We start from the raw sequence: 25,640 nt of genomic DNA on the forward strand, positions 1-25,640 counted from the left end.
AGCCAAACTGATAATCATACTAAACCAATTGAGATACTAAGGCAGAATTCATGACTGTAGTGGCCAATAGCTGCACAAAGCTTATCTTGCACTGGCGATTAACGGTTTTGTGTCTATGGTGTCGGTTTGAGTTAGTTGATTTGCCATAAGATGGAAATACAATCCGTGTTGCTGTTGCATAAGTTCTGTATGTGAGCCTTGCTGTACTACACAGCCGTCTGATAACACCAGAATACGGTCAGCCTCGACGATAGTGGAATAACGATGAGCAATAATAAATGTAGTACGACCTGCCATCAGAGTGCTTAACGCTTGCTGTACCTTGGCTTCACTGGCTGAGTCGAGTGCGCTTGTTGCTTCGTCCAGGATCAGTATTTTCGGATCCCGCAGTAATGCTCTGGCAATAGCAATACGTTGCTTCTGACCGCCGGATAGCTGAACTCCACGATCGCCCACCACTGTTTGGTAGCCCGCAGCAAAACTTTGAATAAACTCATCCGCATTGGCCAGCTTTGCCGCTCTTATCACATCGTCTGAGCTAACATCTTTGCCCGCTACGGCAAAGGCTATGTTTTCAAAGATAGTACCAGAAAATAATGATGGCTCCTGTTCAACGATAGCAATGTTTTCACGCAGATGGCTGACATTCTCAGGCTGCATACTAATGTTGTCAAAACTAATCCGGCCTTTATCAGCCATATAAAAGCCTAGGATCATACTAGCAATTGTCGACTTACCCGCGCCGGATGAGCCAACCAACGCCACTATCTCACCTGCAATGACGTTGAAACTGACTCGGTTCAGCGCGAGCTGGGTTGAGCGCTCCGGGTAAGAAAACGACACATTATCAAAGCTGATATTACCCGTTAATGCAGGGTGTGTTGCGCTTTGCGGTTCATCTGATGGCGCACTGGCAATAATCTCAAAAACTCTGTCAGTAGCACCTATAGTGCGCATCCACTCCGTCCAGAAGTCACCAATAGCCGCCGCTGCATTGGTTACCATAGCAGCGTAAATAATAAAACTGGTTAACTCACCAATAGAAAGACTACCACTACTAATCAACGTAGCACCAAACCACAACGTAATCAGCAAAGCCATGTAGGTCAGAAAAGACGTGATGCCATGAAAATAAGCAAAAAATCTGACACAGGCTACAGATACTTGTAATGCGCTATTCGTTGCAGACGCATAAGCTTTTTTCGCCGAAGCCTGCTGATTAAAAGCATGCACTAAACGTATGTTGGTAAAATGCTCATGAGCCACTTTGCCACACAAAGCTTGCTGTTGCTGCACGGCCGTAGCCCGTTGCGTGATCCGCCTACCCACCCAGCGTCCCAGATATAAACTCAGCGGTACAAACACAACTAACATTACACTTAGTGCTGGAGAAATCAGCAGCAGCATGATGACGCCGCCGACAAATGTCAGCGCCGCCCTTAATGAAATAGCCAGCCCCATGGTTAGGGTATCATGCAGTATTTCTACATCAGCTGATAGCCGGTTGGTTAATTCACCCACATTGTGTTTGTCATAAAACCTTATTGGTTGTCTCAGTATTGCATTGTATACCAATTGCCTGATCTTACTAACAACCATGTAACCTGTTGATTCAAAACAGTAGTATCGCATCGCCGTTGCCACAGCTTGCACAGATAACAGCACTAACATGGCGATAGCAAAAGTGCTATACCAACTGCTGTCTTGCTGCAGCTGAATATTATCAATGAAATATGCCAGCGCTTTAGGGTAACTTAGCTGAATGACAACAGTCAGCAGCATGATCAGCAAGCCCAGCGCTAACCGCCGACCGAACCCCTGCAGCAACGCAAAGCGCTGATAATGCTGATTCAGTGAACCGGCTTGATGGCCGTTCAATTTAACGCTCCTGCACTTTGCTGTATTTCCATCATCTGTTCACAGAAGCTTTGCCAGTTTTCATCACCCAAAGTTCCGCCGGCCTGCACTCGGGCATCGTGATCAATAAATAAATAAAACGGAGATATTTGCCTTGGATTAAGCAATTTATAGTTTTCTTGACTGATGAGCACAGCGTGCTGCTGCAATACAGCACTGGACAGAAAACGCCGGGTTCGCCACGCTGTTTCACTGCTTACCAACCAAAGATGTACCTCTGCAGCAGTTGCCAGCGGCAATAGAGCCTCCACTTCTGCCTTTTTTTCCTGACATTTTGGGCAACGGCTGGATAAGAACACCAGCACTGCAGGCTGCTCACCGGCATTAAAGCTGGTAACTTCTCCACTAACTAATAAGGTGGCCAAGACCGGGGGCAGTTCAGTTTGCGGTGTAGGTGTTAACGGCAGGGCATCGGCTATGGGCAGACGACGTAACGTCCGCATGACATTTAACGTTAACATCAGATTTAAAATCAGACTAAACAGCAATATGCTTAGAACAATATACAATACAGTGGCATCAACCATTACCTTCCCTCTGCCATATCAATAAGTTGTAACATAATATCGCTGAGATTTATCGTAATAAGGACCAGTAATACCGCCAGACTGGCAGAGAAAAACAGCCATTGCAACGCCATCTCAGAAGCAGGGTTGTCTAAACAGAGAAAGGCCATAAACGCCATTATTACTAGCCCGTTACGTAGCAAATCGTAGTCTGTTACCGGGCGATCCTTTTCACCAAAACAACTGCATTTGATCATGCCAGTAGCTAAATAGCGGTACAGCAATACCACACTAAGCAAGCTGAATAACCCACCGGCAACAATGATGGCAAGCTGGTGTCCGGTTGTCAGAATAATCAGTGCCAGCGCCCATTCCAGAGCCAGAATACCAGATGCCAGCATACGACTGTAAACAGTAGGAATACGAAAAGACTCCGTTAATTGCTGCTTAAAATAAGCATAAGTGCGGCTTTTACCCCAAGCAGCAGCAAATAGAATAAAGCCCAGGTAAAATCGAATTACTTCAGCCAAAAACAGCTCATAACCCATCACGATACCTCGATTTCTAACCACCGCGACATACCGTTTCCGGCTTGCTGTCTGCTGTTAGCCAAGCCTCGGCTGACCAATAGCACATCCTGCCAGGAGTCATCCGGCGTATTGCGTACAGCACCTCCTACATCTTGCTGCAACAGCACTGATATTTGCCAAGCCAGCAGTTCAATGTCAGGACGGATATTCAGTTGCAAACCCAGCTGTATCATTTCAGCAGGCGTTATGGCATAGCTATGTGAGTGATAACCAAACATTAACTTATCAATAATGGCAGTGCGCACATCGGGTTCTGCTGTAGGCATTTGATACTGTAACAACTCTGCTGCTATCTGTTTCAGCTCCAGCGTTGTACGGTAGAACGCTGTCAGAGTAGGAGGGAAAATACTGCTGCATAATATTGACAATAGCTCGGCTTTATTGCTATCTGCGTTTATGTCAAACCAGTCCTGCGCCATTTTGCTGAACAACTGAATATCCATACAAGACAGCGCTGAGGTCGTTCCATCGTCAGCACCGCCCTCCAGATGTGGGTCCAGCGGCGAAAAAACTGCCATCTGTCCAGCCACTATTTCATCTGCCGCCAATGCAAGCAAAGTTGCAGACGACTGACAATAATAAGGCACGATAAAACTAAGATGCGTAGTAAACTGGCGCAGCAACAGTGCAATACGCCTTGCTGCGTTCACTACACCACCGTGACAGTGCAATACCACGTCCAGTCGTTTTGTTTTGCCAATTGCCATCAGTTGTTCGTATAGTTTTGGCAACAGTGCCATGTCAAGTTGGGATGCTGCCAGCACCAACACCCTGCTGTCACGGCATTGCTCCAACTCAGTAATAATAGTTTGCAAGCGCTGAGCTACTGACTGCGACATTGCGCCTCCCCGGTTAAAGTCGCTGCCAGAGTATGCAGCAGCTGATATTCAGGCACTAACTGCTCTATAAACAGGAACTGACCGTTGGGATTGTTTTCAAGAAATACGTACTCGTTCTCCGGTGTGACGATAATATCCAGCGCACTGAAGTTTAAGCCATAACTGTTGACAAACTCGCGACAGCGATTGGCAATCTCTGGCGGCAGTTGAGTCGCTTCATATCTGATGTCAGCCGATATATCTCGGCAATCAACTGTCGTTCTGACATCATCCTGCGAGTATATTTTGGCGGCAAATACGTGCCCCGCAATCACTGTTACCCTAAGTTCATACTGCTTAGCAATATATTCCTGAAAATAACAAGGCAGCTCATTAACCGATTCAAGATCTGCCATCATATCATCATCAATAATAGTGGTCGTGATGCCTTCAACAACACGATCCGACGCTGATACTATTTCAGCAGCAAGTAACGATGTTGATAGTGGCTTAAAAATAATGTCGCCAGCTATTTGTTTTTTAAATGCAAGAACTTGTGCAGCAGAATTTGTAATAAGTGACGCGGGTACCCTGAATCCCAGTTTCATTGCCCGCTGCAGCTGCTCAGCCTTCCAAATAGCACCACGCAAAAACTTTGGATGACTTACCCAGTAGCAGTCTAATGTATATAACAAACCAAACAACGCGTGCTCAGTTTCCAACCTGGCATATGCCAACTCTTGCGGTGCTAAATCTGCGCTGATAAACGCATAGTCAGCCGGTTTTCTCAACCAGATAGCACCAACATCAGTCAGATTCACACTTTGGCCAGATGGCAAATGCGTAATCGTGCTGGTTAATATTCCCTGCCAGAGTAGTTGGGAAATCTGGTAATCACGCGGAAAACAATCAAGGTCAATTCTGAATGGGTTGCTGTTGTAATTGTTTAAGTGAGGGGTAATTAAGTCAGCATGTAAGTCAAAGCTATTGCTGACAATTAAGACGCGTCTTGTCATCTTCACTCTCTGGCAGCGCTATTAATAAAGAAAGCCTTGCCAAGCAAGGCTTGAAAGTACGCAACGCAAGCTTAACAGAACATTCCAGAGTCACTGTAACGGAAATCCCTCATAGGACCAGTGCAACCAGCAACGGCAACGCCTGCACGAGCTTTCCATTGTGATTCTGTTTTAACGGCTTGATTTTTCTCGGCCAACTTAAATGCAAATAACTTTTTTTCGTTTTGCTTTTTCATATGTTCACCTTTTGATTTTATTGAAATCTCTCGAAAAATAACGAGAGAAAAACAAAACTAGCCCTCAAAAGTCACCAAGTCAATACAATAAATTAATTCAACTAATATAATCAGTCACTATATTTACCTAAACTCACCTGGATGTTACATATTGCATAATATTCACAAAGGTATCCGTCCAGTAGGTATCGCGGTTGGCGGCCAGATAGGCCAGCAGATCGGCGTGGGCGTCTGCCGACACACTTAAGTGATCGCCACCGATGCCATGGAAAGTAAAATTCACCATAGTGCCGTATTGCGCAGCCTGTTTAACCAGCGCGATTAGCTCGGCACCGCTGCTGCCAACCGGTGCTATCACCTCAACTGCATACACATTTACCTGCGCCATATCAGCAACAATAGCCCCTGTTTTGGCCTTTATCGCGACAAAATCGCTGTATATCAGCGGTAAATAAGGCTGGCCGCCAGCTAACTCATCACCGCAGGGGGCGGTAAAGGTACGCTCGGTTTTGCCGTCAATGGCAAATAACATACTGTTAGCTAAACGAATTTGTTGCACCAGTTGCACAGCACTGATGGTATCTAAGTTATTTTCTGCTGCTACCCAATCACGGCCGGGCTTGCCCGCAGAACATTGATGAAACAGCGTATGGTTACCCAGTTCATGGCCCTGTGCCGCTGCCGCACGCCACTCGCTTAAACGCGCAGTTAACAGCGGGCTGGACAACTGCAGGTAAAAACTGGCTTTCAGGCCCTGTGCATTTAGCGCGGGAAGTGCCACATCCAGCTGTGAGGCCAGCGTATCATCATACGCCAGGCTAACGGCCGCTTTAGCGCCATTTGGCCAGTTGAACCCCGGCTGCACCTGAGCACCAGCGCTTAATGCGATGCAACAGCCGAGTAAAAAAATAATCCGTGTCAGCATATCCAACCTCCTCTACGTGATACAGCAGCCTAAACCCGCGCAAATGCCACAGGCGAGGGGCTGTGTCAGCGCCAGACTGCTATTACAGACTGGCAACACACTCAATTTCTACTTTGGCGTTCAGTGCCAGGCCGCTGGCGGCAAAGGCGCTACGCGCAGGCAGCGGCGCAGCAAAATAGCTTTTATAAATTTCACTGGCTTTGGCCCAGTCTGCAATATCTGCCAGCATCAACGTGCATTTGGTTACATCTTGTGCTGTTAGCTGGTGCTCTTGCAATACCGCCATTATATTGTCCATTGCCTGCATCATCTGACTTTCAATGTCAGCACCGGCCAGTGTCATAGTGCCGGGAAAATTACCAATCTGACCCGACAACCACAGCATGCCATCAGCTTTACGCGCAGCAGAAAACGGCAGTCGGCTGTCATCGCCGCGATAAACAAAGCGGCCATTTTTCAGCACATGAGCAATATCGCTGCTGTTGCTGATATCGTCAAATGGATTGGTATTCAGGATCAATAAATTGGCTTTTTTAGCCACGCTAATAGTACCCACTTCGTCGTCGATACCTATCGCTTTTGCACTGTTCAGCGTAGCGGCCTGTAATGCCTGTGCCGGTGTCAGGCCGGCTAGTTTTACCAGCAACTGTAACTCGTGGTGTAGCTCAGGCAACGGTGCGGCATCATCAAAAGCATCAGTGCCTGCCGCGATGGCTATGCCGTATTGCACTGCCAGTTTGGTCAGAAAAATGCCGTGCTGAAACATCAGCTCGCGGTTAGGGCCCTTATCACGGTGTTGCTCAAATACTGTCAAAGTGGCGTCCAGCACTATGCCTTGCTGCTGTATGCTGCGCAGTAAACTATGGTAGTTGCTGCTGTCAAACGATGCCGTTTTAACGGCTTCGCTGATAGTGCCATCCTTGCGCCGCCAGGCTTTATAAGCCGGAATCACTTCAGCCGATAAATCCGGTACATGTGATATCACCTCGACCCCGGCTGCTACCACTGCAGAGGGTTTATCCGGGCCGATATAAGCATGCGACCATACTTTTATACCGGCCTTTTTCGCCGCTGTAGCCAGCTGCTTTACCTTACTGGCCGGGACATCGGCATAAATTTTAATGCCACTGGCGCCGGTGCCAAGCGCACGCTGCATCAGGGCGTCAACAGCGGTATTATCATCAACCCAGCGCATCCAGTCCGTCTCACCAGGCGTTCCGCCTTTTGCCGCTGCTGCAGTTCTCGGGTCGCTGAAAAAGCTTTTGCCGCCCAGAATAACGGCATAATAAATATCCGGAGCCTGGATCAGATCCAGCTGTGCACTGCGTTTTAACCCAGCCAACACGCGCACATCACCGGCCATATCCCGTACCGAGGTTACCCCACCGCGCAGCAGTTTTTGCAGGCGCTGACGTGTTATGGCGGCATTATTGTAGCCTTCCGGTTCAGTCGCGTGATGCACATGGGCATCAATTAAGCCCGGCAGCACATACTTGTCGGCCAAATCTACCTGCACATAGTCTGCCGGTACCGGCTGGCTGGCGGGTAAAATGGCGCTGATTTTGTCATCGTGCAGCAAAATGGTTTGGCCGGGTTTTAGCGTAAGGTTTTCCACATCGGCCAGATTGACGTTAGTTAACGCGATCTTAGCTGCTAAAGCCGGCAAACTAATCAGAGTAGTAACCAGTAGACTGGCACCGGACAGCCATTGAAGTAGGCGCATACTGTTGTTTCCTGCTGTTATTGTCATCAACACTATATAGCCGGCCATGTGCGCTTAGTAGGGTATTTAACGGTTAAAAGCTGTCGCCAGTCGATAAAACAGCCGATTTTAGCTGTAGCTGCTTATGTCTCTGCACTAAAGTACTAAACCACTTTTGCTATCAAGCACCTATAGTTTCTACCACGCTGAGGCCTGCTGCTGCGGTTGGTATAACACAGACAGGGAGAGGCTGCGTCGCTTCGGTGTTCAATACAATAATAATGATAAGGAACAGACGACGTGAAAAAACACAACTCTACACTGGCGGCCTTAGTTACACTTGGTCTGCTAAGCTCTGCGGCGGCAACCGCCGGTAGCTGGCAACAAAATGTCGCCATTGGCGGTTTTAATAAAGTGCATCTTTATACACCGGATTCAGTATCCGCTATTGGCCAGGGCCGTGGCCTGCTGGTGGTTCTGCATGGCTGCACCCAATCAGTAGACGCCTATTTAACTGCCAATCTGGCGCAAGCAGCCGAACAATATGGTTTGGTTGTTGCCGTACCCGATGCAATGAACAAAGCCGGTTTTGGTTGTTGGTCATACTGGCAGGGCACTAAAGCCCGCAGTGCCGGAGACTATAAAAACCTGATCACCCTGGCGACCACACTAACAGCCAATAGCAGTTATCAGATTGACCCGAATCAGGTTTATATTGCCGGTTTGTCCTCCGGGGCCAGCTTTGCCCATACCACTGCTTGCCTGGCACCGGATATTTTTGCGGGTGTGGGTGTAAGTGCCGGCCCCAGCATTGGCACCAGCTCTAACGGTGCAATTGGCCCCTGTGAAACAGCCAATGTCGCCAGCCGCTGTGCGCAATATGCCGGCAGCTATGCCAGCCATTTTACTAGCCAGATAGCCTCTATTGCCCATGGCCGCAGCGATACCACAGTAAACCTGTGCTACAACGAGCAAAATGCCACCGGCATGGCTGATTTGTATAACGTAACGCGGTTAAGCGGCGAAAACCTGATTAGCGAAGGCAGCAGCCGTACCGCCGATGAAACCCTGTGGCAGGATGGCCGCGTATCAATGCTGTGGTTTAATGGTGTTAACCATGCATGGTCTGGTGGCCAGGCTGCCAGTGGCGCTTATATCAGTGCAGGCAGTATTAATTATGCCAGCTATCTGGGGCAGTATTTTCAGAATAATAACCAAAGGGTTAACCGCAACAGTGCGCCAGAGCTCAGTAATATCAGCGTTAGCCAGGCGAATAACCAAATCAGTGTCAATGGTATCGCCACTGATGCCGACGGTGACAGCATCAGCATTAGTGCCAGCTTTACTAACAGCCTGAACCAGCAACAAAGCGCCGTTACTACGCCGGACACCACAGGTAATTTCAGTCTGAGCAGCCCGACACTGGCAGACGACTGGTACCTGATAAGTGTGAGCGCCAGCGACAGTAACGGTCTGATCAGTAGCACTTACAGCGCCTCGTTACTGCTGGGCCCGCCGCCACCGGATGCAGCACCCCAGCTGAGTGAACTGCAGGTAAGTGTTGATGGCCAGTGCGCTACGGTAGCGGGTAAGGTGTTTGACCTAAACCGCGATTTAGCTTCTGTTAGTGTGGAATTCAGTAACGGCAGCGTGAATGCCACTGTTAATGACGAGCTGTTCAGCGCTCAGCGCTGCAACCTGCCCGGTGGTGCAAATACCGCGCTGATAACGGCACTGGATCAAAGTGGTTTAGTCAGCAGCGAGCTACTTAACTTCACTGTAGATGCCGGGCAGAATGCTACGCTGGATCAGCATATTAGCGCCGGCCGGTTAAATTACACCAATTATGCCAACTGCTATCTGGAGTACAGTACCGCCAGCTTCGTGCTGCGCGAGCAACTGGTAAGCAGCGCACAATGCCGCTGGCAGGATGATGACGGCAGCTGTTTTGGCCCAACTCAAAGCTGCAGTGCAACGGGCGATGGCGGCGACAATGGCGGTACCACGCCGCCACCGGCAGACTGTGTGCAATTTAGCAGCAACAATTACAGCCACAAGGTTGCCGGCCGGGCATACAGCACGGGCAACCCGCTGCTACCAGACTATTTTGCCACCGGCAGTAATACTGCATTAGCAGGTTCAACCTGGGGTATCAGTATTCTGCACTCTACCAGCAGCGGTTACTGGCAAGCAGGCGCTTGCCCACAGTAAGATGCTGTAAATTGGCTAAAACAACGCTATGCTAAAGCCCGTGCTCGTAACGGGCTTTATAATTTCTGAGGATACGCTATGACAACTGCTTTATATGCCGCAATACTCGGCCTGTTCTTTCTGGTGCTGAGTGTTAACGTGGTGGCGAAGCGCCGCCGTTTTCAGGTAGGTATAGGCAGCAAAGGTGAACTGTGCCTGGAGCGCGCTATCCGGGTACATGCTAATTTTGCTGAGTATGTACCCTTTGCCCTGTTGTTAATGTTTCTGGCCGAGTACAGCGGTTTAGCTCCGCTGTATCTGCATATTTTAGGTATTACGCTGCTATTGGCCCGGTTAAGCCATGCCTGGGGCGTGCGTCAGTTAAAAGAACCGTTTAAATTTCGTGTATTTGGCATGTTGCTGACATTCGGCGTTATTACCCTGGCTGCGTTGGCCATTATTATGCTGTACTTTATGCGCCTTTATATAGCCGGGTAACCGGTGGTGGTACAGCAATTATTTTCAGGCCAAGCCCCCCTGCAGCTATTTCTATGCGCCGTTAACTAAGGTATAACGGCGCAATGAAAATACCGAAACGTATTCAGCCGCTGGTCGACGAAGGTCTGGTGGATGAAGTAATACGCCCGCTGATGAGCGGCAAAGAAGCTTCTGTGTATATTGTGCGCTGCGGCGAGGATATCCGCTGCGCCAAAGTGTATAAAGAAGCCGACAAACGCAGCTTTAAGCAAGCGGTGTTATATCAGGAAGGCCGTAAAGTACGCAGTACCCGCCGCGCCCGCGCGATGGAAAAAGGCTCTAAGTTTGGCCGTCAACAGCAGGAAGAAAGCTGGCAGAATGCCGAAGTAGATGCGCTGTTTAAACTGGCTAAAGCCGGTGTCCGTGTGCCGCAACCCTATGGCTGTTACGACGGCGTATTGCTAATGGAACTGGTATGCGACGACGAAGGCATGGTAGCGCCCCGTTTAGCTGATGTGGCAATGGATGCCGACTTAGCCATAGCCGATCACGCCACCATGTTGCACTATATTGTTATTATGTTGTGCGAAGGCCTGGTGCATGGCGATTTATCCGAATTTAACGTGCTGGTGGATGACCACGGCCCGGTAGTAATTGACCTGCCGCAAGCGGTGGATGCCGCCGCCAATAACAATGCCAAATGGATGTTTTGCCGCGATGTAAACAATATGCGCGACTATTACGGCCAGTATGCCCCGGCACTACTTAGCACCCAATACGCCGAAGAAATCTGGGCGCTGTATGAAGCCGGTGAACTACACCCGGAAGTAGAGCTAAGCGGCGAATTTATTGCTGATACCAGCGAAACCGACGTCGACGCCGTATTAGAGCAAATAAAAGCTGCCTTTGCCGAAGCTGAAGAGCGCAAAGCCCGTTCACTTGAGCAAGACGATTAACACTTTAGCCTGAATCCGGGTCAATAAAGCTGTTGCCTGCCAATGCATTTATGTTTAGCTTAAACAATGTATTTAGCCGCAGGACTCCCTTTTGCAGCAGGCCCGTTTTCTTACCGACCAGCGTTTAATTAATACTACAGACTACCTTAGCGCTGCAGAGCGCTACCGTGGCCTGTTGCTATGCCCACTGTGTGGTGAAAAAGCCTGGTTTATTAAAGCGGTTAACAGCGACAGCATAAACCGTGCTGCCTGCTTTGGCTCGCACCACCAGGACGGTTGCGACGCAGCCACCTTGCGCCTGAACACAGAAGATGAAGCAAGCCCGGGCCATAAAGCGGATACCGTACGTGAACCCAGCGCGCGATATGCCCCGGCCGGTTTATGGCAGAGTATTAAAGCGCCGCAACTGGGCGGCAGCAACGGCTATGACGTTAACAGTGCGCTGCGCCAGTTATTAAGCCATTTATGCCGCAATGCGGACTTTGCTGCGCAAGGTCAGAAATTACAGCTACTGGCCGCCTCCGGCCGTGAGCTGATGGCCGGTAAACTGGCCGATTATGTAGTGCATGTGAATGATATCAGCGATAAGCATTTAGAGGCGTTGTATATTTTTTGGGGCCGGATCAACAACGTTAACGAGCGTGAATTTGACAATCCGGAAGACGACGAGCTGTGGCTGAATATCGGCGACTACCGCAAAGAGCCCAGTGTTTTTATCGACGCAGATCTGCGCCGCAGCCTGGTAAAACGCTTTAACCTGGCCGACCTGGATGCGCTAAGCGGTGCCGACTTTATTCTGCTGGGCCATGCCGGTAAATCGGCACATGGCAAATTTACCCTGCATATTGCCATGAGCAAATACATTGCTTTTCGGCTGTATGGTATTGCTTAAAAGCAGCGTAAAGACCCGGGCAGTAAAGTTTTGCTGTCTGCCGTTAAGTAAAATGCTGTCATAGAGCTGGAAATAAATTCGCCTTGTGCATCTTGCTCCTGCAGCTCTATTTTGCAGTCCCATACCGGTTGCAGCTGGCCGTTTTCCTGCTCAAATTTTGAAGCCGCGCAGGATGACTTTACACTAACGTTATTATCGCTGGCATAACTCACCGATAAATTAGTGGCAAAATGCTGGCCCAGTGTCAGGCTTTGCGCCGGGTTGGCAGCAGAGGTTTGCTGGCAATTTGGCTCGCTGTTTAACGGTAATGCCATGTGCTGCATAAACACCTGAAACACCTGCTCTGCCGAGGGCGGCGTTACAGCCGCGGATCCGGCACAAGCGCAAGTGGTAAACAACAGCACAAGCAAAGCGACATTTTTCATATAAATTTACCGTAATAAAATTCAACCGTAGTGCCTGCAGTTCTGTAGGCGTTAGTAAACTTAACTTTAAACGCTTCCAGCGTGTCGGCCACAACCTTGTTGCCGGTATTGCTGTAATTCCACACCTTACCGTGTGACAAAATACCAATGTGCTTGCGCGGGTGGTTACCCATCACCAACGAGCCGCCAACCTTGCTAACATTAGATGCCAGCGTAACGAAAATCAGGCATTCCGTCATCGCGGCGCTTTTATCCTCCAGCAAGCCGGTTTGTTGTGAGCGTTTAAAAATATCGTCTACCCGGATAGTGGCACCAGCCTCGGCTTTCTGTTTATCGTCCCAGGTAAAGTTTTTACAGGTTGGTCCCGCAAATTCATAGCCCATAACATGAGAAACAAAGTGCGCGCAGTGGTTTTGGCCATTATTCTGGCCAAGGCTAAACGAACAAAGGTAGCTGATATGCTGATTAAGATTGTTATCAATATCGGTTGGAACTTGAGACATGCCTCAGATCTCCTGCAAATGTGCGCCGCTACTGCTAAAACCGACACTAAAGCCAAATTGAAAGTTAAACAAAAGGTTAAATTTAGTTTTAAAAAATATAGTATCAGCTGGTATTTTTCAAGCGTAAAAACCACTATTAATAAAAACTTATTAATTAGCTTTTTTAGCTAAATTTTGGCTAAAAATATTACCACCGCAATGTGTAAAACACTAAAGAAGTTAATTTTCAATAAGTTAATCTTGGCAAAGCTTTTGCAAAACCTATGGCAACCTAACTATAAAAAGGACACCACCATGAAATTATCCCAAATTGTTGCCACTGTGAGTTTAGTTATTGCTTCAGGTTGCTTTGTTAATGCTTATGCCGCTGAGCATGGCAGTATTGACAAAGTACTGGGCTCAGCTTCTGTGGGAACTAACGAACACTATGACGATATTTCGCTGGTAAATGGCAGTGTTAAAATGGCCAGTAACAGCAGTGCCAAAAGCGTTTCTACCGTTAATGGCAGCATTGAGCTGCGCGATAACGTAAAGCTGCACAGCGCCAGCACCGTAAACGGCAGTATTGAAAGCGGCAGCGGCTTGCAGGTAGCAGATGAACTAAGCACCGTTAACGGTAAAATTTTAGCCGGTAGCAATGCGATAATTGGTGGCAATGTTACCACTGTGAATGGCGATATTGTGCTGGATAACAGCAACGCAAACCGCGATGTAACAACGGTAAATGGTGATATTAAACTAACCGGCAATACAGTGGTAAAAGGTGATGTGGTATACAAACCTCGTGGTAAGAAAAAAGCCTTTTTTGGCTGGAATAATGACAACAAGCCAACACTGTATATCGGCGCTGATGTAGTAGTAGAGGGCAATATTATTCTGCAGCAAGAGGTTGAGCTACAGATTGAAAACCCGGCGATGCAGGCTAAAGTGGTAACACAGATTAACGACGGCCGTTAACCGGTAAGCGGCGGTATGTTTATCGCCGCTGCTCTGGTTTATCCAAATTGCTATGGTTTAGCGTTTAACACCACACTTTAATCCTGGATTATGTTCAGCCACTGGCACCGGCTCGATACATTTGCAAAAGCTGTCGCGATGGCTGCAGCGCTTAATGCGCTGCCAGCCCAGCAACACACCACGGCGCAGGCCAAAACGTTCAATGGCGGTGTAAGTATAGGCAGAGCAGCTGGGTTCAAAGTTGCAATCAATACCAAACCAGCGCTTTCCTCCACCGCTGCTACGGTAACGCTGTATTGCCCCTAGCAGCAGCCGTTTCACTTTAGCGGGCCAACGTTACGATCATGGCTTCACGGCTCCAGAACAACCAGAACCGCTTGTGCTCAATCACCTGAAACACAACCTGCCAGCCCTGTGCAGCCTGTGCATTGAGCTCTGCCTCAACTTTTTTTAACGGCAAACCCGAGGCACCGAAAAATATAGTGCCACAGCCACCTTCAGCGATATGGATTACTCTGTATTCTTTAAACTGTGTCGCCATAGTATGTCGCCCTTAATATTATTAATGTGGGTTAAAGTTCTTCAATTCACTGCATCGGGTTGTAATGCGGCCCTGAATGCGTCTTTAAAACGACGTGACAGCGCCAGTTGCTGGCCGCTTTTAAGCAAAATATCACCATCGCCGCTGCTGTCGTAGCTAATGCTGTCTATCGCATTATGGTTTACCGCCAAACTGCGATGAATACGGCTAAAACCTTTGCTGCTAAGTTGAGCCAGTGTATTGCTTAACGTAGCGCGCAGCGGATAAATACGGCCTTTGCTGTGCAGGTTAACGTAATTACCGCTCGCTTCCAGCCATTCAATATCCTCTACCCGGATCAAAAACTCTTTATCCAGCTTTTTTACCAGAAAATGCTCCGGCGCTTTAACTGGCTGTGTTGCAACGCTCTCTTCAGCATTATCTAACTGATGCGCTTCACCTTTGATACGGCTGTAAACAAACTGCGCCAGCTGATAACTCAGTAAAAAGAACAGATAACCCCAGGCATCTTTACGGTATTCGTAGAAAAACTCGCGCAGCAGCGGGCCAAAGTTGTAATTGCCCCCCTGCCAGTGATAAATCAGCTCACGCAGGCCTACCATAATGGCCACATGGCAAACAGAAAACACCAGGCTGCCGGTTAAGTGCAGCAATAGCTGGCGGCGTATGCCACTTAGTTGCAACGGGTGGCGGCTAAACCACCAGAACAGCAGCGGACAAAGCAGCAAAGTACTTACCGCACTGCTGTATTCCCACACTATGGGCTCCCACAACTGCAGCGTATTGTTGCTGCTTCTGCTGTGCTCCATCCAGACAGAGCTGGCATTAATAGCCGCATTAATAAAAAAATACACTATTAGCAGCAGATAGCTGAATAATTGCGGATGCTGATCAAACCGCTCAAACAGACTTTTTGTTTTACCGCTCGTCACACTGTGCCACCTGTTATCCCCAAACGCCGCCGGTCAGTCATTCTGCGGTTTCTCATGCTAGTGCAGCAACGCACTATAGCGCAACAGCAATAACGGAGCACAACAATGACAACCACACCTTATCAGCGCCACTACGACCTGGACTGGCTGCGCACCCTGGCATTTGGCCTGCTGATTTTGTATCACATTGGCATGTACTATGTAGCCGACTGGGGCTGGCATATTAAAAGTGACGTAACCAGCGAAGCACTGCAAAACCTGATGATCTTAACCAACCAATGGCGTATGTCGCTGTTGTTTTTTATCAGCGCCATGGCGCTAGCCTTGGCGCAACAACGCAGCAGCCGGGTCAGCCTGCTTGGCCTGCGCAGTAACCGTTTACTTATTCCACTGCTGTGCGGCATGTTTATTGTGGTCGTGCCGCAGGTATATTTTGAAGCTTTATCGCAGCAATTAATTGAACCGGGTTATCTGAGCTTCTGGTGGCAGTATATTAACCCCAATACAGAGCTATTAAGGGATCATCACAGCCCTATTGGCCTGCTAACCTGGAACCATCTGTGGTTTTTGCCGTATTTATGGTGCTACAGCGTGCTGGTGTTGCTGGGCGCGCCACTACTAAACGCGCTGGCTAGGTTACTGCAGCCACTGCCCGGTAGCATTGCTTTGCTGCTGGTGATGGCTGCGCTGATCACCGCCTGGATGTTATTAAAGCAGGCCTACCCGTCCAGCCATGCGCTGGTTGATGACTGGTATAACCATGCCAAATACTTCGTGGTGTTTATTGCCGGTTATCTATTTGCACTGCAGGGTAGCTGGTGGCAAAAAGTCATTTCGGTACGACGCGCCTTGTTAATCTGCGCGCTTATCAGCTACGGCCTGATTATTGCCGACCGCGAAGGGTTACTCGATAGTATTCCTGCCAGCTTTGGCGAATCTGTTAGCGGGCGCATACTGATAGGCCTGGTGTTGGCATTAAATCACTGGGGCTGGATATTAGCATTGATCGGCTACGCTGGCCGCTACCGGAACCGGCCAAGCAATAAGCTGGATAAACAGGGTAACCTGCTGCGTTATGCCAATAACGCTATCTTGCCCTGGTATATGCTGCACCAAACACTGATTATCGTATTTGCCGTCTGGCTAAAACCGCTGGCGTTGCCGGTGGGCATCGAAGCCGTGCTGTTAATTATTCTGACCTGTCTTGGTTGTTGGGCAGGTTATGAGCTGGTAAAACGCTTCTGGCTCAGCCGCTGGCTGTTTGGTTTAAAAGTGAAGCTACCCTCAGTTAACCAGAAACCGCAGACCTTACAGCAAGCCGATTAGCCGATGCTTATAGAGCTTACCCACTTTAACCTGCTGCTCACCATCCAGCCGTAGCAGCTCATGCTCTACGGCTAAAACTTTGTCTTTATTAATCACAAAGGATTTATGTACCTGCACAAACTGCTGGCCCGGTAGCTGTTGCAGCAATCGCTTTAAGGTGCTGTTAACCAGGGTCATCTGTTCACCTTGCCATACTTTGACATAGTTGCCGTAGGCCTCGAACAGGCTGATGTTATTCAGCAGGAACTTACGTTTTTCCCGGTCGACTTTCAGCACTATATAAGGCTCTGCCGGCAGTTTGGTGCTGGTAATGCGCCGCCGCACTTTGTTAAGGGCCGCAAACAGCCGCTCAGCACCAACCGGCTTTAACAGATAATCGACCACATCCAGTTCAAAACCTTCCAGCGCATACTCTTTATAGGCACTGATAATAATCACCGCCGGCCGGTTGTGCAGCACCCTAAGCAGCTCAATACCACTAAGCGCCGGCATATTAATATCCAGCAAGAGTAAATCTACCTGCTGCTGCGCCAGATAGCGCAGCGCCTCTGTCGCGTTGTAGCAGCTGGCCAGCACGCTAATATCGTCACAGCCCTGCAGGTGATGCTTAATTACCTGATGCGCCAGCGGCTCATCATCAATGATTAGCGTCTTTAACACGGCTCCAGCTCCAGCGTTAACTCGGTGCACCATAAACCCGTTTGCTGTTCTGCACTGAAACGGTGTTTGCCGCTATACAACAGGTTAAGCCGCCGGCGCAAATTATCCAGCCCGATACCCGGCAGGCGCTGCCCGGCTGTTGCTGGCACGCTATTAACACAGTGCATACGCAGCCAGCCGTTTTCCACGTTGATGCTCAGCTCGATGCTGCAACGCGACTGGCTTGGTTCCACACCGTGTTTAATGGCATTTTCCAGCACAGTGATTAGCAATAATGGCGCGATCTGCCATTGTTCTGCCTGCGTTGGCCAGACAACGTCAAGCTGGCATTTATCACCGCTGCGAATGGCCTGCAGCGCGAGAAAATCCTGCAGATACTGAATTTCCTGCGCCAGGCTTACCCGCGCATTTTGCCCTTCGTATACCGTATAACGCAGCAGGTTGGCCAATTGCAGCACCAGTGTTGGCGCCTGCGCAGAGCCTGCCAGAGTCAGGGCATATAAGTTATTTAATGTATTAAATAAAAAATGCGGATTAACCTGTTGCTGCAACAGCTGCAGTTCGGTCTGGCTTTGGCGCTGCGCCACTTCAGCCAGGGCTTTTTCTTGTTGCTGGCGCTCAAACGCCAAAATAACCGGCGTGCTGATCAGCAAAATTAAAAAGCAAAAGCGGAAATTTGTCGGCGCGAAAATGTTGTAGTCCTGCGATGGCAGGAAGGTAAATTCGGCAATATTCATCGGTAGCCATAACACTACGGCCGACAATAACGGCGTCAGCAGAATAATGCTAATCAGGCAGCCGGCTATATAGGCAAACACGCCGTTGCGGGCGAGCAACTGGCGGATCAGCAGATAGCGGTTGAGCCAACAGATCAGCAAAACACAGCTGCCCATCAGCAAAAATTGCCATAAGTAGTGCAGGAAATACTCAAAATTAACGATAACAGTATCGCTGTCAATAACCGCCTGCAGCGGCTGGTTGCGCACCGGGTCATCAGTAGAGGCAAAGATACCCGCCCAAACAACTGCCCATGCTGTCATCAGCAAAAGCAGCACGGAATTTAGGGAAAACAAACGGGAGATAAGTTGAAAACGCGCACTGGCATTGCGCTGCGCCAACCAACGACTCAGGCCATAACCACCACTGGCCAGCAGCAACAATAGCCAGCCTTGCACAGAGAATACAGTCCAAACAGCGTAAGCTTGCCACTGCTCTGCCAGCCAGAACAAGCATAGCGGGTACAGTACAAAACCAGCAGCCCAGATCAGGCCCGCCCCCCAAAGCCGCCGCTGTACGCTAGTGCAGGCAGCGAAACGCGCGGCAAAATAATGCGCCAGCAGCAGCGGCGAGCTTTCAGCCAGCAATTGCAGCACGATGCGTAAAAACTCCGCTGCACTCTGACTATGCAGGGAAAAGTGCCGGATAGAAGCGTCCAGCAACAGCGCTGCCATCAACACCAGTTGGTTGCCAGCTATGGCGTTAAACCTGTGTTTAGCTTTGGCGAAAGCCGGGTTAAGCATGGTGTTTTCCTGCCAGATTTTTGCATAGGGTGGCGCAACAGGACACAAGTGTCAGCCAGTGAATGACGAAGTTAGCGCTTTTACTGACGAAAGTAAATTTGCCCGCCATATTAAGCCGTTAGCGTCTTTTATCATCTTAATCAGCCACTTTGTCATCGCTTGCTTGTTGCCAACTGCTGCAGTGCCCAAGCTGGGCTGAATTTATTAAAGGACACACTTATGCTGACCATTCACCAACTCTCTGTTACCTACGCGGATGGCACCCGGGCCTTACAGGATATTAACCTGCAGTTACCCGCCGGTATGGTAGGCCTATTGGGGCCCAATGGCGCCGGCAAATCAACACTGATGCGCACCCTGGCTACGCTACAAAAACCCGATAGCGGCCAGATACAATTTGCCGATCTGGATGTACTACAACAACCAGATAGTTTGCGTCAGCAACTGGGTTACCTGCCACAGTACTTCGGTGTCTACCCGCATATGAGCTGCATGGCGTTACTGCAGCATATGGCGGTGTTAAAGGGCATTCATAATAAAGCCGAGCAACAACAACAGATTGACACTCTGCTGCAACTAACCAACCTTAGCGCCGTGGCGAAGAAACAGGTCGCCAGCTTTTCCGGCGGCATGCGCCAGCGCTTTGGTATTGCCCAGGCCCTGCTGGGTAACCCACGGTTATTGATTATGGATGAGCCCACCGCCGGGCTGGATCCGGCCGAGCGCGAGCGCTTACACGCCTTACTGGTCACTATCAGCCAGCACAAACTGATCCTGCTATCGACCCATATTGTGGAGGACATTGAAAATCTGTGCCCTTTTGTTGCGCTAATCAATCAAGGGCAGATTGTCCAAAGCGGTCCGGTGCCAAGCCTGCTGGCGTCGCTACAAGGCCGCATCTGGCAAAGCCCGCTGCGACCGGACGACAGCAGTACCTTACTCAGCGAAAGCTACCGCTTTGGTGTCCCGACATACCGGCTGTTAAGCCAGCAACAACCCTGCGCCGCGGCAGTGCCGGTAGCGGCCACTTTGCAAGATCGCTATTTCTTTGAACTGACAGACAAGGCGGCTAACCATGTTGCTGCTTAAACTGCTGCATAATGAATGGCACTACCTGATACGCCAACCGTTGCTGTGGTTGGCACTAATACTGCTACCATTAGCGGCGTATATTTTTGCGACCGGCATTACTGGCATAGACACTATCGCCGACAAACGGCTGCAAGCCTTACAAATGACCCTACTGATGTTCTACCTGCCTTTGCTGTGCGGCGCGCTGGCGCCCTTAGTGTTTCTGCGTGACCAAAATCACGACATGACGGAGCTTATCCACACAACACCAATCCAGCTGCCACACCGCTTGCTGGCTCGGGTCAGCGTATTATCATTGCTCTGTGCCGGATTAATGCTGATTGGCTTTAGCATCATTTATTATCTGCTGTGCCGGCATTTTGGTTTTCAGGCCTCGTTGCTGCGGTTAAACCTGTGGGATTTTACCTTTATGGCCTTACCCGCCTGCGCCTTTTATGCCATGCTGGCCGGCTGCCTGACGCAGCGTTTTTCCAGCAATGTGGTGCTATACGCCGTATTTGCCAGTCTGTGGTTGGTGTATCTGGTTTTGGCCAGCATGACCGGCGCCCCCATGTTGGCCGGCAGTACTACTAGCAGCGATGTACTGTTTAATGTTATGCGTCTGTTGGACCCATTTGGCAATACCGCGCTGATAGCCCTGTATCAACACAATCCGCCACAACTCTGCGGCGACAGCATTTTTTATCTGAACCGGCTACTGTATTGCTTGCTGACCGCCGGGCTGTTTTATTTCAGCCTAAGGCTAAAACCCTATCAAAACAGAGTAAAACCGCTGTCAGACGACAGCGGCCATCCGCTGGCGCAACAACAGCCATATCGCGCCGTAACAGCCAAACCCGCCAGTGCGCTTCAGCTATGGCAGCTTACGCGGACGGCACTAACAACCTTGCTTAAACAGCGGCTAAACCAATTTATTCTGCTGGGCTGGACCTTACTGCTGGGCAACGAAGTGCTGTCAGGCATTCATTATGCCGAGCCGCTGGCGGTGCTTCATCCTACCAGCCTGGATGCGCTTAATCGCATTGCCGATGATGTGCTGCCCTTTCTCGGCAGCCTGTTAACCTTGCTCTGGAGCTACCAGCTTAACTGGCGGAACCGCCATAGCGCGATGACCGAGCTGATTGCTGCGGCACCGGTACGCTCTGGCATACTGCTGGCGGGCAATATGCTGGCCTTAACCGCGCTGATTCTGTTAATGATGCTGCTAAGTGCCCTGGCTTGCCTGGCGGCAGAATGGCTGGCCAACAGCGAAATTAACCTCCGTCTTTACCCTGAGGTACTTGGCAAGGTCGCGCTGTCATTAACTTTACTTGGTGCCCTGTTTAGCGTGTTTCATACCCTTTGCCGCTCGCCGTTAACGGCTGCCGCCTGCTGTGTTGCTACCTTGCTGCTGAAATATACGCCACTTAGCGGCAAATTAGGCTTAACCCATACGATGTGGAATATCGCCGGCTCTCCGCTGCAACCGGCCGATGCCTATTGGCACTTTGAGCAAAGCCAATCGGTATTCTGGCCTTTTATGACATTCTGGTTGTTACTGAGCATTGCCCTGTTGTGGCTGGCGGCGCGTTGGTCACATCGCAGCGGCAGTTTTACTAACCCCAAACGCTGGACGCTAAATCTGAGCAGCAGCCTACTGCTGATATTGGCGGTAATGAGCGGCGTGCATTTGCACCTGAATATCATCGCCGAACGGCCACTGATGAGCTCCGATCTGCGTGAACAATGGCGGGCAAATTACGAACAACGCTATGCCAGCTGGGCAGCCGTGGCCCAGCCGGGTATCAGCCATATTGAGGCGCAGGTGGATATTTATCCGCAGCAGGGCGAGGCGGTTTTCACGTTAGATTACACGCTGCAAAATCGCACGGCTGAGCCGGTTAGCAAACTACTGGTAGGCAATTACTCGGCTACCGCTATTGCCGGGCTTCGCCTGTCGGTGCCACACAGTATTGAGGCAGATCAGCAGCTTGGCCAATACGTACTGACGTTAACACAGCCTCTGGCACCAGGCGATACAGTGCAAATGCACAGTAAACTGAACTTTAGACAACACAGCTACTGGCCGGCAGTGTTACCACAGCTGGTTAAACCGTCTTTTAGTTATCTACGTGGCATACCGCTGCTGCCAACTCTCGGCTTTCAGACTGAGTACCAGTTGCGAAACCCCGAGCTGCGCCAGCAATATGGCCTGGCGCCATTGGAGCTGGCTAAGCCGTCCCAGCTATTTGCCGCAGCGCAGGGCATCGTACCTGTTCACCCGGCTGTAACTACACAGTACGATTGGCTCAGCTTGCACTCGGTGGTATCAACCGATGTCGGGCAAACCCCGCTGGCACAAGGCGAGCTGGTAAGGCAGTGGCAACAGCACGGCCGGCAATATGCCGAGTACCAAACCCGCGGGCCCATCCGCAATGCTCTGGCTTGGTATTCTATTTCCGGTCAGACATTGAGCCGGCAACACGGCGCTACCCGCCTTACGCTGTACAGCCCGCTACTAAACGCCGCCGCTGAGCTAAATATGCAGGCAATGCAGGACACGCTGGACTGGATGACGCAACATATTGCGCCCTATCGCGGCACAGCGCTCAGTTTGCTGGCGATGCCCGATATGGGTGCAACCGGCTACGCCTTGCCACAGCTGATTATGATTAACCACCGGGTCGGTTTTCGCGCTGAACCCTCAGCAGATGCCGGTTTTGATCAGCGCTACCGGCGCGCCGTGCATGAAACCGCACATCAATGGTTTGGCCACGATATAGGCAACGGCGTACTGGCAGACAGCGCCTTTTTAGTCGAGTCACTGGCAAAATATATCGAGCTGGTGCTGATAGAGCAGCGCTATGGCAGCACGGCAATGCAAGCGCTGGTAGAGTATGAACGTGAGCGTTTTGCGCTGGCCGTCAGGCGCAGCACAGAGCAAAGGTCCGCCCTGGTCGATGCCACAGCAAGCCATGATCTCTATTCCCGCGCTACCCTGGTATTTGCCATTTTGCGCCAGCAATTGGGTGACGCCGTAATCCGCCAGGCACTGCAGCAGCTATGGCAACAGCATGCTTACCCGCAAACTCCTGCTACCTCGATGGATTTTGTCCGGGCGCTACAGGCGCAGCTTACGGCACCCCAACAGCAACTGGTGGCACAGCTACTGTTAGGCACGGATCTGAGCCTGCTGCTGGATAGCGACACAACGGAACGTTAACTCGCTGACAGCATACAGCGGCAGAAACGAGGCGGGTTTAACCTAAGGGCCAGACGCCAACAATTCACTGACCGTAACAAACCGGTAGCCTTTTTGCTTTAAGCCTTCAATTATTACCGGCAGTGCCTCGCGTGAGGCCTGCCGGCTTTGGTACATCACATGCAACAAAACAATGCTGCCGGGCTTAGCATTGTTAATCACATACGCCGCCATCGCCTGGGCGCCACTTGCCAGCTTCGGATCCGTTTCCGGTTCCAGATCCCACATAATCGTCAGGCGGTTATGCTCTGCCAGATACCAGGGTAGCACCAGCAGCTTTTTGCCATAAGGTGGGCGAAACAGAATGTCGCCCTGGTACCCTGCACTGCGAATAGCTGCATCGGTTTGTTCAATCTCACTGGCAACTGCGGCGGGCGACATTAACAGCATTCGTGGATGGCTATAACTATGATTGCCCAGTTGATGGCCAGCAGCCAGCAGTTGCCGGGCCTGAAACAAATTTTGTTTTGTTTCTTTACCGGTAACAAAAAAGGTCGCGGTTACCTGTTCTGCTGCCAGTATGGCCAGCACCTGATCGGTATAGCGTTTTGAAGGGCCATCATCAAAGGTGAGGGCAATAACTTTTTCGTTGGTATTCACCCGGTGTATCAGCCCGCCAAATAGCTGAAAGCTGCGGGCTGAAGAGAGTTGCCATATGCCATAAAGTGTCGCAAGCAACACCACAGCTGTGATCAGAACTTTTTTCATCATATCAGTTAGTTTGTGCAATACGCGGCCAGATGCTAAACAGCGTAAACTGAATCGTGGCTGAGTAACAGCAGACTAAACCTGTTGTACTGTTGCAACGTAGTAAACAACACACTGTGACGGAAACACTGACACATGAAAGTTCTATGCTTACTGTTAACCTTGCTGTTCTCGGCTAACGGCTTTGCCGATAGCCGTGCCTGGACAGCCTGGCGCGAGGGTAAAGCGCTGTTGCTAATGCGCCATGCCTTAGCGCCGGGCACCGGTGATCCGGCCGGTTTTGTGTTAGACGATTGCAGTACCCAGCGTAACCTGAACAGCGAAGGACAGCAGCAGGCACTACGCTGGGGTAAATTATTGCGCCAGCAATACCGCGGCGATATACAGCTTTACAGCAGCCAATGGTGCCGCTGCCTCGATACCGCCCGGCTGATGGCACTATCTACCCCCCAACCGCTGCCGCTACTTAATTCCTTCTTTGCCGGCCGTGGTGATGGCGATAAACAAACTCAGGCGTTAGTACAGTACTTTTCTCAAGCTCAGTTAAGCTACCCCACAGTACTGGTAACTCATCAGGTAAATTTTACTGCCCTAACCGGCATTTTCCCGCGATCAAGTGAAGCGGTTATTGTCGCTTTGCCGCTAAGCCAACCGGCAGCAGTATTGGCGCAGCTAAACATACCTTGATACAAATAAAAACGCCCTGCTGTAAAACAACAGGCTATCTTATAGCCACTTCTATTGATGTGCAGGTGCGCATAATGCAAGCAGCAGCCTTAAACAATACAACGGTTCTACGCAGTGGTGGCCTGGCCGCTATTGGCATGGCGCTGTGTTATATCAGTGTAGCGGTGATTTTTTTGGTCTGTTATCAGTACCGTCAGACATCGACACACTTGGCCGGATCCTATATCTGCAGCAGGAATATAGGTTGGTCGCCACCGGTTATGGCATAGGCTATCTGCTGTTTGGTGTGCTGCTGGCGATATTGCTGCAAGCGCTACAACATGCTTTACCAGATAGGCATTCTGCCGTGGCCGGTTTAGCAGAGCGTTTTGGCAATGTCTGGGTAATGCTGATGATGGCATCAGGTATGGCGGCGTTAATTGGGCTGGATATAACGTTACGCTTAGTAGATAGCGAACCTGAGCAGGCTGTGGCGCTGTACCACAGCCGCAGCCTGCTCACTGAAGCACTGGGCGGCGGCATCGAGCTGGTAGGCGGCTTTTGGGTGTTACTGTTCAGCATCGCCGGGTTACAACAGCAGCGCTTTGCCAGGCCGTTGCATCTGCTGGGGCTGCTAGTCGGCAGCTTAGGCATCCTGACCGTGCTGCATACCTTGCCTTATCTGAAAGAGGCCTTTGGTTTATTGCAGCTGATTTGGTTTATCTGGTTAGGCATGGTGCTATTAACCACAGCCGGTGACAAGCGAAACGGCCCTGGTTTGAACCAACCAGTGTGTTAACTTACACAATTTTGCCTTTATAATCCTATTTCTGTAGGATTATAG

27 protein-coding genes are annotated in these 25,640 nt (G+C 50.2%); 11 read left to right on the plus strand and 16 right to left on the minus strand.

What is annotated here, in order from left to right:
• Window positions 1–81 precede the first annotated feature (81 nt).
• From AR688_RS15800 to AR688_RS15830, 8 genes are all read right to left on the minus strand, one after another.
• Window positions 82–1,878 carry an ABC transporter ATP-binding protein gene (locus tag AR688_RS15800; RefSeq protein ID WP_197412255.1) on the minus strand — a complete coding sequence of 599 codons (1,797 nt, stop codon included), beginning with the start codon at window positions 1,876–1,878 and terminating at the stop codon, window positions 82–84.
• Window positions 1,875–2,444 carry a hypothetical protein gene (locus AR688_RS15805; RefSeq protein ID WP_068236156.1) on the minus strand — a complete coding sequence of 190 codons (570 nt, stop codon included), beginning with the start codon at window positions 2,442–2,444 and terminating at the stop codon, window positions 1,875–1,877. The genes AR688_RS15800 and AR688_RS15805 overlap by 4 nt, the downstream gene beginning before the upstream one ends.
• Complete coding sequence (locus AR688_RS15810) at window positions 2,444–2,995, minus strand: MauE/DoxX family redox-associated membrane protein (protein WP_156420329.1); 552 nt, start codon at window positions 2,993–2,995, stop codon at window positions 2,444–2,446. Before AR688_RS15810 ends, AR688_RS15805 begins: the two co-directional genes overlap by 1 nt.
• Window positions 2,971–3,852, minus strand: a complete 882-nt coding sequence (locus tag AR688_RS15815; RefSeq protein ID WP_068236164.1) for an SDH family Clp fold serine proteinase — start codon at window positions 3,850–3,852, stop codon at window positions 2,971–2,973. The genes AR688_RS15810 and AR688_RS15815 overlap by 25 nt, the downstream gene beginning before the upstream one ends.
• The gene (locus AR688_RS15820; RefSeq protein WP_068236168.1) at window positions 3,837–4,847 is read right to left on the minus strand and encodes an MvdC/MvdD family ATP grasp protein; all 1,011 of its coding nucleotides are present in this window, start codon (window positions 4,845–4,847) and stop codon (window positions 3,837–3,839) included. The genes AR688_RS15815 and AR688_RS15820 overlap by 16 nt, the downstream gene beginning before the upstream one ends.
• A gap of 71 nt (window positions 4,848–4,918) precedes the next feature.
• Window positions 4,919–5,083, minus strand: a complete 165-nt coding sequence (locus AR688_RS20375) for a hypothetical protein (RefSeq protein ID WP_197412257.1) — start codon at window positions 5,081–5,083, stop codon at window positions 4,919–4,921.
• 133 nt (window positions 5,084–5,216) lie between these two features.
• A complete protein-coding gene (locus tag AR688_RS15825) occupies window positions 5,217–6,008 on the minus strand; it encodes a polysaccharide deacetylase family protein (protein ID WP_082694816.1) in 792 nt (263 codons plus the stop codon).
• Between the two features lie 82 nt (window positions 6,009–6,090).
• Window positions 6,091–7,731 carry an amidohydrolase family protein gene (locus AR688_RS15830; RefSeq protein ID WP_068236171.1) on the minus strand — a complete coding sequence of 547 codons (1,641 nt, stop codon included), beginning with the start codon at window positions 7,729–7,731 and terminating at the stop codon, window positions 6,091–6,093.
• A gap of 279 nt (window positions 7,732–8,010) precedes the next feature.
• Between AR688_RS15830 and AR688_RS15835 the strand changes: the two genes are divergently transcribed.
• The 4 genes from AR688_RS15835 to AR688_RS15850 all read left to right on the plus strand — a co-directional run bounded on the left by AR688_RS15835 (window position 8,011) and on the right by AR688_RS15850 (window position 12,225).
• Window positions 8,011–9,921 (plus strand): extracellular catalytic domain type 1 short-chain-length polyhydroxyalkanoate depolymerase, encoded by a 1,911-nt coding sequence (locus tag AR688_RS15835; protein WP_068236174.1) that lies wholly within the window; start codon window positions 8,011–8,013, stop codon window positions 9,919–9,921.
• A 78-nt stretch (window positions 9,922–9,999) separates the two neighbouring features.
• Window positions 10,000–10,398 (plus strand): MAPEG family protein, encoded by a 399-nt coding sequence (locus tag AR688_RS15840; RefSeq protein ID WP_068236177.1) that lies wholly within the window; start codon window positions 10,000–10,002, stop codon window positions 10,396–10,398.
• Window positions 10,399–10,481: 83 nt separating this feature from the next.
• Window positions 10,482–11,333: a PA4780 family RIO1-like protein kinase gene (locus AR688_RS15845; RefSeq protein WP_068236180.1), complete on the plus strand. Its 852-nt coding sequence runs from the start codon at window positions 10,482–10,484 to the stop codon at window positions 11,331–11,333.
• 91 nt (window positions 11,334–11,424) lie between these two features.
• Entirely contained in the window at window positions 11,425–12,225 is an 801-nt protein-coding gene (locus tag AR688_RS15850; protein WP_068236183.1) for a hypothetical protein, read from the plus strand.
• On the opposite strand, the gene AR688_RS15855 is transcribed toward AR688_RS15850, so the two are convergent.
• Together AR688_RS15855 and AR688_RS15860 are read right to left on the minus strand one after the other, a co-directional pair.
• On the minus strand, window positions 12,222–12,650 hold the full coding sequence (locus AR688_RS15855) for a hypothetical protein (RefSeq protein WP_068236186.1): 429 nt from the start codon (window positions 12,648–12,650) through the stop codon (window positions 12,222–12,224). The genes AR688_RS15850 and AR688_RS15855 overlap by 4 nt on opposite strands.
• Complete coding sequence (locus tag AR688_RS15860; RefSeq protein WP_156420330.1) at window positions 12,647–13,153, minus strand: hypothetical protein; 507 nt, start codon at window positions 13,151–13,153, stop codon at window positions 12,647–12,649. Before AR688_RS15860 ends, AR688_RS15855 begins: the two co-directional genes overlap by 4 nt.
• Window positions 13,154–13,447: 294 nt before the next feature.
• Between AR688_RS15860 and AR688_RS15870 the strand changes: the two genes are divergently transcribed.
• Window positions 13,448–14,110 carry a hypothetical protein gene (locus AR688_RS15870; protein ID WP_068236197.1) on the plus strand — a complete coding sequence of 221 codons (663 nt, stop codon included), beginning with the start codon at window positions 13,448–13,450 and terminating at the stop codon, window positions 14,108–14,110.
• Window positions 14,111–14,167: 57 nt separating this feature from the next.
• Here AR688_RS15870 and yidD read toward each other — a convergent pair whose 3' ends face one another.
• From yidD to AR688_RS15885, 3 genes are read right to left on the minus strand one after another with little or no spacing between them, the layout of a single operon-like run.
• Window positions 14,168–14,431: a membrane protein insertion efficiency factor YidD gene (yidD, locus tag AR688_RS15875; protein WP_068236200.1), complete on the minus strand. Its 264-nt coding sequence runs from the start codon at window positions 14,429–14,431 to the stop codon at window positions 14,168–14,170.
• Window position 14,432: 1 nt separating this feature from the next.
• Window positions 14,433–14,651 (minus strand): DUF4177 domain-containing protein, encoded by a 219-nt coding sequence (locus AR688_RS15880; RefSeq protein WP_068236204.1) that lies wholly within the window; start codon window positions 14,649–14,651, stop codon window positions 14,433–14,435.
• Between the two features lie 41 nt (window positions 14,652–14,692).
• Window positions 14,693–15,583, minus strand: coding sequence for a LytR/AlgR family response regulator transcription factor (locus AR688_RS15885; RefSeq protein WP_068236207.1), 891 nt, complete (start codon window positions 15,581–15,583; stop codon window positions 14,693–14,695).
• A 105-nt stretch (window positions 15,584–15,688) separates the two neighbouring features.
• On the opposite strand from AR688_RS15885, the gene AR688_RS15890 reads away from it, so the two are divergent.
• Entirely contained in the window at window positions 15,689–16,909 is a 1,221-nt protein-coding gene (locus tag AR688_RS15890) for an acyltransferase family protein (RefSeq protein WP_068236209.1), read from the plus strand.
• Here AR688_RS15890 and AR688_RS15895 read toward each other — a convergent pair.
• Together AR688_RS15895 and AR688_RS15900 are read right to left on the minus strand one after the other, a co-directional pair.
• A complete protein-coding gene (locus tag AR688_RS15895) occupies window positions 16,892–17,569 on the minus strand; it encodes a LytR/AlgR family response regulator transcription factor (protein WP_068236212.1) in 678 nt (225 codons plus the stop codon). The genes AR688_RS15890 and AR688_RS15895 overlap by 18 nt on opposite strands.
• The gene (locus tag AR688_RS15900; protein ID WP_068236215.1) at window positions 17,563–19,089 is read right to left on the minus strand and encodes a sensor histidine kinase; all 1,527 of its coding nucleotides are present in this window, start codon (window positions 19,087–19,089) and stop codon (window positions 17,563–17,565) included. The genes AR688_RS15895 and AR688_RS15900 overlap by 7 nt, the downstream gene beginning before the upstream one ends.
• Window positions 19,090–19,147: 58 nt before the next feature.
• On the opposite strand from AR688_RS15900, the gene AR688_RS20245 reads away from it, so the two are divergent.
• Genes AR688_RS20245 through AR688_RS15910 form a run of 3 tightly spaced genes read left to right on the plus strand, consistent with a single transcriptional unit; the run spans window position 19,148 to window position 23,383 of the window.
• Entirely contained in the window at window positions 19,148–19,288 is a 141-nt protein-coding gene (locus AR688_RS20245; RefSeq protein ID WP_156420331.1) for a hypothetical protein, read from the plus strand.
• Between the two features lie 20 nt (window positions 19,289–19,308).
• Entirely contained in the window at window positions 19,309–20,178 is an 870-nt protein-coding gene (locus tag AR688_RS15905) for an ABC transporter ATP-binding protein (protein WP_068236218.1), read from the plus strand.
• On the plus strand, window positions 20,165–23,383 hold the full coding sequence (locus tag AR688_RS15910; protein WP_068236221.1) for a M1 family aminopeptidase: 3,219 nt from the start codon (window positions 20,165–20,167) through the stop codon (window positions 23,381–23,383). Before AR688_RS15905 ends, AR688_RS15910 begins: the two co-directional genes overlap by 14 nt.
• A 42-nt stretch (window positions 23,384–23,425) precedes the next feature.
• Here the strand turns inward: AR688_RS15910 and AR688_RS15915 are convergent, their stop codons facing one another.
• Window positions 23,426–24,133: a polysaccharide deacetylase family protein gene (locus AR688_RS15915; protein WP_068236223.1), complete on the minus strand. Its 708-nt coding sequence runs from the start codon at window positions 24,131–24,133 to the stop codon at window positions 23,426–23,428.
• Window positions 24,134–24,265: 132 nt separating this feature from the next.
• Between AR688_RS15915 and AR688_RS15920 the strand changes: the two genes are divergently transcribed.
• Both AR688_RS15920 and AR688_RS15925 read left to right on the plus strand, forming a co-directional pair.
• On the plus strand, window positions 24,266–24,817 hold the full coding sequence (locus AR688_RS15920) for a histidine phosphatase family protein (RefSeq protein ID WP_068236226.1): 552 nt from the start codon (window positions 24,266–24,268) through the stop codon (window positions 24,815–24,817).
• A gap of 145 nt (window positions 24,818–24,962) precedes the next feature.
• A complete protein-coding gene (locus tag AR688_RS15925; protein ID WP_231732114.1) occupies window positions 24,963–25,595 on the plus strand; it encodes a hypothetical protein in 633 nt (210 codons plus the stop codon).
• Window positions 25,596–25,640 lie beyond the last annotated feature (45 nt).

This window comes from Rheinheimera sp. EpRS3 (assembly GCF_001513785.1).
GTDB lineage: Bacteria > Pseudomonadota > Gammaproteobacteria > Enterobacterales > Alteromonadaceae > Alishewanella.